This window comes from Pseudomonas sp. MD195_PC81_125 (genome assembly GCF_014060985.1).
GTDB classification, from domain to species: domain Bacteria; phylum Pseudomonadota; class Gammaproteobacteria; order Pseudomonadales; family Pseudomonadaceae; genus Aquipseudomonas; species Aquipseudomonas parakoreensis.
Map to the genome: position 1 here is coordinate 1 of NZ_JABULD010000301.1, position 9,796 is coordinate 9,796.

General features: G+C 60.6%; 7 protein-coding genes and 1 pseudogene. 6 read left to right on the plus strand and 2 right to left on the minus strand.

From position 1 onward, the window contains the following. The first annotated feature begins 140 nt into the window (after positions 1-140). Positions 141-1,027, plus strand: a pseudogene (rarD, locus tag HT737_RS12855) (EamA family transporter RarD). Positions 1,028-1,251: 224 nt separating this feature from the next. Here rarD and HT737_RS12860 read toward each other — a convergent pair. Further along, positions 1,252-1,770 carry a glycine cleavage system protein R gene (locus HT737_RS12860; protein WP_007966538.1) on the minus strand — a complete coding sequence of 173 codons (519 nt, stop codon included), beginning with the start codon at positions 1,768-1,770 and terminating at the stop codon, positions 1,252-1,254. A 636-nt stretch (positions 1,771-2,406) separates the two neighbouring features. Here HT737_RS12860 and HT737_RS12865 point away from each other — a divergent pair. Beyond that, positions 2,407-4,584: a malate synthase G gene (locus HT737_RS12865; RefSeq protein ID WP_182402756.1), complete on the plus strand. Its 2,178-nt coding sequence runs from the start codon at positions 2,407-2,409 to the stop codon at positions 4,582-4,584. Positions 4,585-4,730: 146 nt separating this feature from the next. Here HT737_RS12865 and HT737_RS12870 read toward each other — a convergent pair whose 3' ends face one another. Beyond that, entirely contained in the window at positions 4,731-5,177 is a 447-nt protein-coding gene (locus tag HT737_RS12870; RefSeq protein WP_041069952.1) for a response regulator, read from the minus strand. A 259-nt stretch (positions 5,178-5,436) separates the two neighbouring features. On the opposite strand from HT737_RS12870, the gene HT737_RS12875 reads away from it, so the two are divergent. From HT737_RS12875 to HT737_RS12890, 4 genes are all read left to right on the plus strand, one after another. Next, entirely contained in the window at positions 5,437-7,371 is a 1,935-nt protein-coding gene (locus HT737_RS12875) for a putative nucleotidyltransferase substrate binding domain-containing protein (RefSeq protein ID WP_308809985.1), read from the plus strand. Further along, positions 7,368-8,075, plus strand: coding sequence for a PolC-type DNA polymerase III (locus tag HT737_RS12880; RefSeq protein ID WP_047297043.1), 708 nt, complete (start codon positions 7,368-7,370; stop codon positions 8,073-8,075). The genes HT737_RS12875 and HT737_RS12880 overlap by 4 nt, the downstream gene beginning before the upstream one ends. Positions 8,076-8,203: 128 nt before the next feature. Beyond that, on the plus strand, positions 8,204-8,722 hold the full coding sequence (locus HT737_RS12885; RefSeq protein ID WP_047297143.1) for an RNA polymerase sigma factor: 519 nt from the start codon (positions 8,204-8,206) through the stop codon (positions 8,720-8,722). Continuing rightward, the gene (locus HT737_RS12890) at positions 8,719-9,690 is read left to right on the plus strand and encodes a FecR domain-containing protein (protein ID WP_182402760.1); all 972 of its coding nucleotides are present in this window, start codon (positions 8,719-8,721) and stop codon (positions 9,688-9,690) included. The genes HT737_RS12885 and HT737_RS12890 overlap by 4 nt, the downstream gene beginning before the upstream one ends. The last annotated feature ends 106 nt before the right edge of the window (positions 9,691-9,796 follow it).

The following is a 9,796-nucleotide window of genomic DNA, read 5'->3' on the forward strand; positions in this document are numbered from 1 at the left end:
AGCCTTCGGCAGCTCCTACATGGATCGCATTCCCCTGCAGGAGCTGCCGAAGGCTGCGATCTTTTCGCTTTCTGACACGACACATCTATACAACCTCCTTACAATCCCTCCTTTGTTAGCTGCCTAAGCAAGGATTCTGCATGCAAGCCGCCAACCCGCGTCGCGGGTACATTCTGGGCCTGAGTGCCTACATCATCTGGGGCCTGTTCCCGATCTACTTCAAAGCCATCGCCGAAGTACCCGCTGTCGAGATCATCATTCACCGGGTGCTGTGGTCGGCGCTGTTCGGCGCCCTGTTGCTGATGGTGTGGAAGCATCCGGGCTGGTTGCGCGAATTGCTCGACAACCCCAAACGCCTGGCGATTCTGGCCCTGAGCGGTACCTTGATCGCGGCCAACTGGCTGACCTACGTGTGGTCGGTGAACAACGGACGCATGCTCGAAGCGAGTCTCGGTTACTACATCAACCCGCTGGTCAACGTGCTGTTGGGGATGCTGATTCTCGGCGAACGCCTGCGGCGCATGCAGTGGATCGCCGTGGGGCTGGCGGCCATCGGCGTGGCGCAGCAAGTGTGGCAGGTCGCAGTCTGCCGTGGGTGTCGCTGGTGCTGGCGCTGACCTTTGGTTTTTACGGTTTGATCCGCAAACAGGCGCCGGTCAAAGCCTTGCCGGGGCTGGTAGTGGAAACCTGGATGCTGGTGCCGATCGCCATTGCCTGGCTGTTGTTCAACCAGACCGCAACCAGCGCGCAACCCGAATTCTGGACCACCTCGCAAGCCTGGTGGCTGGTAGCCGCCGGCCCGGTGACGCTGGTGCCGCTGGTGTGCTTCAACGCTGCCACGCGCCACCTGCCTTACACCACCATCGGCTTCCTGCAATACCTGGCACCAACGCTGGTGCTGCTGCAGGCGGTGTTGCTGTTTGGTGAGCATCTGTCGTCGAGCACGCTGATCGCGTTCATCTTTATCTGGGCCGGTCTGGCCGTTTATAGCGTCGATGCGGTGATCAGTCTGCGTCGGCGCAGCTGATCAAAAAAACGCACAAAGCTATGCAGGCCACGATTCTCGCGGCCTGCAACGTTCCTTCCCAAGGTTATCCACAGCGTGATCCCCGCCGTCTGTGCGCAAGTCACTGAATGCTGGCGGTTTTTTGATCAGTTCCCGGCAAGCCACAGCCAGCGTGGCGTTGCGCCCGGTTTCTACAGGTTATCCACAGGCAGGCGCACGTTAAAACTGGATAACCCCAGCGGCGCCTAAACGTCTGTGCGTAACACCAGTTCGACCATCAGATCATCGGCCAGGGTTTCCAGGCGCGATTGCAGCACGTCCAGCGACAGGGTCAGCGGCACCGCGAGAATTGCTTCAGCGTGGAATAACGGCTCGCTGCTCATCGGTGCCGGGCGCACTTCGGTCACCAGCCGTTCGAGGTTCACCCCCTGCTCGCTGAGCAAACGGGTGATGTCGCGTACGATGCCCGGACGATCGTTGCCCACCAGCTCCATGGCGATCGGTTTCCAGGTGCAAGACTGCTCGATGCCGCTCTCGGCAATCAGCACGCGAATGCCCTGCGCCGACAATGCTTGTAGGGAATCGACTAATTCGTCGTAAGCCTCCGCCGGCACGCCCACCCGCAGAATCCCGGCGAACTGCCCGGCCATCCGTGACATGCGGCTTTCCAGCCAGTTACCGCCATGCTCGGCGATGCATTGGGCGATGCGCTCGACCTGCCCGGGCTTGTCCGGGGCGAAGACAGTGAGTACGAGATGATCCATGGCGCAGCCCTCTTGTCATGACTTTTGTTATAGAAAGGCAAGTATAGGCAAGGGTTTGATTCAGCCCAGGCAGCAGACCTGTGTCCTGGTTTTGGATGCAACCTGTGGCGAGGGGATTTATCCCCGATCGGTTGCGCAGCAGCCGTAAACCCTGTCAGCTCGGTCTACCTGTCAGCGCGCAGGGGGCGGCTTCGCCACCCATCGGGGATAAATCCCCTCACTACAGAAGTGTGCACCGCAGGGGGATGCCATAGCAGGCAGAAAGCATTTATGTGTACAACTTTTTATATTTAACTGGAACAATCTGCTGGTTTTTTGAGAACATCCCGTTCCGCGACGTGACCGCAATGCGTCATGAGGTCGCAGAACGACGTAATTAGTCTGATTTTCACAAGCGCAACTCATCATGTAGTATGCCGCAGCGCGCACTACATAACGCTGGATCGATGTCTGCCCAAGGCACGTTCGCAACCCTGAAAGCCCCGTCAGCAAGGCCCCCAAGCCGTTGATTGGTCCCAGCCCAGCCGCCAGCAATGGCATGTACTGGTCGGAAGGTTTGTGGTTTAAATGGCCAGAGGCTTCATTGTTAAATTGAAGAGCTGAAAAGCGAAATAGCTGAGCAGAGTGAGGCAAGCAATGACTGAACACGTTCAAGTCGGTGGCCTGCAGGTCGCCAAAGTCCTGTTCGACTTCGTGAACAACGAAGCCATTCCCGGTACCGGCCTCACCGCCGAAAAATTCTGGGAAGGTGCCGACAAGGTCATTCATGACCTGGCGCCGAAGAACAAAGCCCTACTCGCCAAACGCGATGACTTCCAGGCTCGTCTTGATGCCTGGCATCAGGAACACGCCGGCCAGGCGCACGACGCCGTGGCCTACAAAGCCTTCCTGCAAGAAATCGGTTATCTGCTGCCAGAAGCGGCTGATTTCCAGGCAACGACGCAAAACGTCGATGATGAAATCGCCCGCACCGCCGGCCCGCAACTCGTGGTACCGGTGATGAACGCCCGCTTCGCCCTCAATGCCTCGAACGCCCGCTGGGGTTCGCTGTACGACGCCCTGTATGGCACCGACGCGATCAGCGAAGACGGTGGCGCGGAAAAGGGCAAAGGCTACAACAAGGTGCGTGGCGACAAAGTCATCGCCTTCGCCCGTGCGTTCCTCGACGAAGCGGCGCCACTGGCTGCCGGCTCCCACGTCGACTCCACCGGTTACAAGATCGCTGACGGCAAACTGCTGGTCTCCCTCAAGGGCGGCAGCAACACCGGCCTGCGTGACGATGCTCAGCTGATCGGTTTCCAGGGCGATGCCAATGCCCCGATCGCGATCCTGCTGAAAAACCACGGTCTGCATTTCGAAATCCAGATCGACGCCAGCACCCCGGTCGGCCAGACCGACGCCGCCGGCGTCAAAGACATTCTGATGGAAGCGGCACTGACCACCATCATGGACTGTGAAGACTCCGTGGCTGCCGTCGATGCCGACGACAAAGTGGTGATCTACCGCAACTGGCTCGGCCTGATGAAGGGCGACCTGTCCGAAGAAGTCGCCAAGGGCGGCCAGACCTTCACCCGCACCATGAACCCGGATCGCACCTACACCAAGGTCGATGGCAGTGAACTGACCCTGCACGGGCGCTCGCTGTTGTTCGTGCGTAACGTCGGTCACCTGATGACCATCGACGCGATCCTCGACAAGCACGGCAACGAAGTGCCGGAAGGCATTCTCGACGGTCTGGTGACGTGTCTGGCAGCGATGCACAACCTCAACGGCAACACCTCGCGCAAGAACACCCGCACCGGCTCGGTCTACATCGTTAAACCGAAGATGCACGGCCCGGAAGAAGCGGCGTTCACCAACGAGCTGTTCGGTCGCATCGAAGACGTGCTGGGCCTTGCCCGCAACACCCTGAAAGTCGGGATCATGGACGAGGAGCGCCGTACCACGGTCAACCTCAAGGCCTGCATCAAGGCTGCCAGCGAGCGCGTGGTGTTCATCAACACCGGCTTCCTCGACCGCACCGGTGACGAAATCCACACCTCGATGGAAGCCGGCCCGATGGTGCGCAAGGCCGACATGAAGGCCGAGAAGTGGATCGGCGCCTACGAGAACTGGAACGTCGATATCGGTCTGAGCACCGGCCTGCAAGGTCGCGCGCAAATCGGGAAAGGCATGTGGGCGATGCCCGACCTGATGGCGGCAATGCTCGAACAGAAAATCGCTCACCCGCTGGCCGGCGCCAACACCGCCTGGGTACCGTCGCCGACCGCCGCTGCACTGCACGCGCTGCATTATCACAAGGTCGACGTGTTCGCCCGTCAGGCCGAACTGGCCAAGCGTACCCGCGCTTCGGTGGACGACATCCTGACCATTCCGCTGGCGGTCAACCCGAGCTGGACGCCGGAACAGATCAAGAACGAACTGGACAACAACGCCCAGGGTATTCTCGGTTACGTGGTGCGCTGGATCGACCAGGGCGTGGGTTGCTCGAAAGTGCCGGACATTAACGACGTGGGCCTGATGGAAGACCGTGCGACGCTGCGCATCTCCAGCCAGCACATCGCCAACTGGCTGCGCCACGGTATCGTAACCGAAGCGCAAGTGATGGAAAGCCTCAAGCGCATGGCGCCGGTGGTCGATCGGCAGAACGCCAACGACCCGCTGTACCGTCCGCTGGCACCGAACTTCGACAGCAACATCGCCTTCCAGGCGGCGGTCGAACTGGTGATCGAAGGCACCAAACAGCCGAACGGCTACACCGAGCCGGTGCTGCACCGTCGTCGTCGCGAGTTCAAGAAGGCCAACGGCCTGTAACTTGCGCTGATGTGAAAAAGCCCTGGTCGAGAGATCAGGGCTTTTTCTTTGGAAAGCAGAATCAAAAGATCGCAGCCTTCGGCAGCTCCTACATGAGATCACCTGTAGGAGCTGCCGAAGGCTGCGATCTTTTGATCTGCAAAAAGTCAGGGCTCGATGCCCAATTCGTGTTTGACCAAGCCCAGCAACTTGGCCGTATCAATCGGTTTGAGCAAAAAATCCACCACGCTCAGATGCATCGCGGCAATCGCGTCTTTTACATCGGCATCGCCGGAAACAATGATGATCGGCATCGCTGCCCGCACCGATTCGCGTACCTGGCGGATCAAGTCCAGGCCATCGACGTTGCCCATGCGCAGATCCGTGATCACCAGACCAATCGAGGGTTTTTCCGCGAGCATCTTCAGTGCGGTTTCACCGCTGGCGGCGGTCATGCAGTGAATACCGTCCAACGCGAGAATCTCCGACAACAGCTCCCGGGCGTCCTTGTCGTCATCGACGATCAGTACACGTTGCGGCGGCAAGTCGGGTTCTAGCATGACAGCGCTGAGCGCTTCACGCTCGGCGTCGCTCAAAATATCGTGGTCGGACATGGCACTCTCTACGTTTTCAATTCAGTCACCTGGCACAGTCGTCAGACATCGCTAAGCACAGCTTCAATGTGCACTTCGTCGGATTTTTTTCCAAGAGGCTGACGCGAGAATTTCCGACTGTTTTTGTAGGGCTCTTCCCAAATGTGCCGAACGGCAACCCCAACCTAGACTTACGTCCAATGGGCACCCTGCACGCAGGGGCCGACCATGGCTGCATCGATCCGACAACAACAATTCAAAAAAGACTGCGGTAATGGTTATGAGTAAAGCGGACGCCTTCACCCAGGCAGGGAAAACCGCGGTGTTGCAGAACATTCAGGGCACCCTGCAATTCCTCCAGCGCTTCCCGCCCTTCAATCAGATGGAACACGCCCACCTGGCTTTTCTGGTGGAGCAATGTCAACTGCGCTTCTATGGCCAGGGCGAAAGCATCATCAAACCTGCCGACGGGCCGGTCGAATATTTCTACATCGTCAAACAGGGCCGCGTGATCGGCGAGCGTCAGCACATCACCCGGCCCGGCACCGAAACCACTTTCGAGATCACCACCGGAGAATGCTTCCCGTTGGCCGCACTGATTGGCGAACGGGCAACCCGTACCGAACACCTGGCCGGCGAAGACACCTTCTGCCTGCAGTTGAACAAACCGGCGTTCATCAAACTGTTTGCCCTGTCCGGCAGCTTCCGCGATTTCGCCCTGCGCGGGGTCAGCAGCCTGCTCGATCAGGTCAACCAGCAAGTCCAGCAGAAAGCCGTGGAAACCCTCGGAACCCAGTATTCGCTCAACACCCGCCTCGGCGAATTGGCGATGCGCCATCCGGTGACCTGCAGCCCCGACACGCCACTGCGCGAAGCAGTGAAGCTGATGCACGAGCAACAAGTCGGCAGCATCGTCGCAGTGGATGAACACAAGGCGCCGCTGGGGATCTTCACCCTGCGCGACCTGCGCGAGGTGGTCGCCAATGGCAGCGGTGATTTCAGCGAAGCCATCGAGCGCCACATGACCTGCTCGCCGTTCTTTCTGTCGCCGGATCACAGCGCCTTCGACGCGGCGATCGCCATGACCGAACGGCACATCGCCCACGTCTGTCTGGTCAAGGATCAGCGCTTGTGTGGCGTGGTCTCCGAGCGCGATCTGTTCTCCCTGCAACGGGTCGATCTGGTGCATCTGGCCCGGACCATCCGCAGCGCCCAGCGCATCGAGCAACTGGTGAGCCTGCGCGGCGAGATCGGCCAACTGGTCGAACGCATGCTGGCTCACGGTGCATCTTCGACGCAGATCACTCACATCATCACCCTGCTCAACGACCACACCGTGTGCCGGGTGATCGAACTGACCCTCGCCGAAAAAGGCGACCCCGGCGTACCGTTCAGTTGGTTGTGCTTCGGCAGCGAGGGCCGGCGCGAACAGACGCTGCATACCGATCAGGACAACGGCATTCTCTTCGAAGCGAGGGACGCGGCGCAGGCGGCGGAGATTCGCGGCAAGCTGCTGCCGATCGCCCAGCAGATCAACCAGAGCCTGGCGCAGTGTGGCTTCAGCCTGTGCAAGGGCAACATCATGGCCGGCAACCCCGAGCTGTGCCTGTCCCGGGCAGAATGGGCGCGACGCTTTGCAGCGTTCATTCGCGAGGCGACGCCGGAGAACCTGCTCGGTTCGAGCATCTATTTCGACCTGCGGGTGGTCTGGGGCGACGAAAAAAGCTGCGCGCAATTGCGCCGCGGGATTCTCGAGCAGGTCGGCGACAACCGTTTGTTCCAGCGCATGATGGCCGAGAACGCGCTGCGCAATCGTCCGCCCGTGGGGCGTTTCCGCGAGTTTGTGCTGGCGCGCAAAAACGGCGAGAAAGCCACCCTCGACCTCAAGGTCCAGGGCCTGACGCCCTTCGTCGATGGCGCGCGCCTGTTGGCGCTGGCCCATGGCATCGAAACCAACAATACTCTCGAACGCTTGCGTCAGCTGGTCGAAAAACAAGTCATCGAACGGCTCGACGGCGCGGCGTATGAAGAGGCTTATCACTTCATCCAGCAGACGCGCATGCAGCAGCATCAGATCCAGACCCGTGAAAATCTGCCGTGGTCCAACCGCGTCGACCCGGACAGCCTCAACCATCTGGACCGGCGCATCCTGCGTGAATCGCTGCGCCAGGCGCAGCGCCTGCAAAGCAGCCTGGCCTTGCGGTATCAGTTATGAGCCTGTTTTCTTGGCTGCGGCCGGCCAGCCCACTGCTGTCGGCAGACCTGCAACAGCGCTTGGCAAAACTGCCGACCATTGGCGAACTGAAAGAATGCAGCCTGCGCGAGCAGCGCTGGGTGGTGCTCGATCTGGAAACCACCGGGCTGAACCTGAACAAGGATCGCGTGTTGTCGATCGGTGCAGTGGTCATCGAGGACGGCGCAATCGACTTCAGCCAGCAGTTCGAACGCACCCTTCAATGCCGGGAGCTGAAGCTCAGCCCCAGTGTGTTGATTCATGGCCTGGGGCCGAACGCGATTGCCGCCGGCAGCGACCCGGCCGAAGCGCTGCTGGAGCTCATGGAGTTTATCGGCGACAGCCCGGTGCTGGCGTTTCATGCGCCCTTCGATCAGCACATGCTCGGACGCGCCCTGAAGGAGCACTTGGGCTACAAGCTGCAGAACGTGTTTCTGGATGTCGCGGACATGGCGCCGTTGTTGTGCCCGCAGGCGAGTATTCGCGAGGCCGGGCTGGATGAATGGATCGACTGGTTCAAACTTGAGGTGTTCGAGCGGCACAATGCGAGTGCCGATGCGCTGGCCACGGCGGAGCTGGCGTTGATCCTGTTCAGCCGGGCGCGGCAGCAGCAGATTCATAGCCCGTTGAATTTGCAGCAGCGTTTGAGTCAGTGGAAACGCCGTCAGCAGGCGCCCTCCTTCTAGATTTTCGGCAGCTCCTACAGGGCTCGCCGTTAACTTCACCCGACCAGTGGCCAATTGCTAACCATTCCCACCTCTGCGAGAATCGCGAACAATTCTCGTTGGTTAACATTTCCCAATCGGTGCGTCTGGTGTCGTCAGTCCCAAGCCCTCACAGTGAACTCGTCGGTGCGTTGTATCGCGACCATCGCGGTTGGCTACTGAGCTGGCTGCGGCGCAATGTGGCGTGCCCGCAACGGGCCGAAGACCTGAGCCAGGACACCTTCGTGCGCCTGCTCGGTCGCGATCAACTGCTGACCCCGCGCGAACCCCGGGCGTTTCTGGTGGCGATCGCCAAGGGCCTGTTGTTCGACTACTTCCGCCGCGCCGCGCTGGAACAGGCCTATCTCGCCGAATTGATGCTGATCCCCGAAGGCGAACAACCTTCGGTGGAGGAACAGCAGTTGATCCTGGAAGACCTCAAGGCCATCGACCGACTGCTCGGCAAACTCTCGACCAAGGCCCGCGCCGCTTTCCTGTATAACCGCCTCGACGGCCTCGGCCATGCCGAAATCGCCGCGAAGCTTGGCGTCTCGGTGCCCCGCGTGCGGCAATACCTCGCGCAAGGCATTCGCCAGTGCTACATCGCCCTGTACGGTGAGCCGACATGAATCCGGCCAGCTCCAAACCGGTCTCGGCCCAGGTGCTGGACGCGGCGATTGCCTGGCAATTGTCGCTGGACTCCGGCAGTCCGCTGGAGCGCGAGGAGTTCGCCAAATGGCATGCGGCCCATGAAGAACACGCCCGCGCCTGGCGCCAACTGGGCATGCTCGATCAGCGTTTCAACGTCGCCAACGGCCCGGCCCGCGCTGCGTTACTGCAATCGCGCGAAGGCATTCGGCGGCGCGTGCGCAAGCTCGGCAGCGGATTGGCCAGCGTGCTGGCGGTGATCGGTCTGGCGCTGTTTGCCGGTGATCGGTATTTGCCTCTGGATTACTGGCTTGCCGATCAACGCACCGCCACCGGCGAACAGCGCACGGTACGCCTGGCCGATGGCACCGTGCTCAATCTCAACACCCACAGCGCGGTGGATGTGCGCTTCGATGCCAGGCAGCGGCTGGTCGTACTGCAGGAAGGCGAAATCATGGTCGAGACCGGTCACGGTGATGCGCGGCCGTTCATCGTCGAAACCCGCGAAGGCAGCATGCGTGCATTGGGGACACGGTTTCTGGTCAAGCGTGAAGAACAAGGCACGCGTCTGAGCGTCCTGCAATCGGCGGTGGCGGCGCATCCGCAAAGCCATCCTGAAGAGCAGATCCTGCGCGAAGGCCAGCAAGTGCTGATCCGCAATGACGGCCTCGACGCGGTCGCGGCGCTCACGCCCGGCGCCGATGCCTGGACCCGCGGCATGCTGGTGGTGGACAACGCTCGATTGGAAGATCTGGTGCGTGAGCTTGGACGCTACCGGCGCGGGCATCTGGGCGTGGCGCCGGAAGTCGCTGACCTGCGCATCACCGGCAGTTTCCCGCTGCACGACACCGACAAGGCCTTGAGTGCCCTGCTGCCGACGCTGCCGGTGCAGATCGAGCAGCACACGCCGTATTGGGTCACGGTCGCCAAAGCAGATACAAAGCCCTGATTTATCTGGTGCCCGAGCGGCCGCCATCGCTGGCAAGCCAGCTCCCACAGAGATCGATGGTGAATATCAATTCTGTGAGCTGCGCTGAACCTGTGGGAGCTGGCTT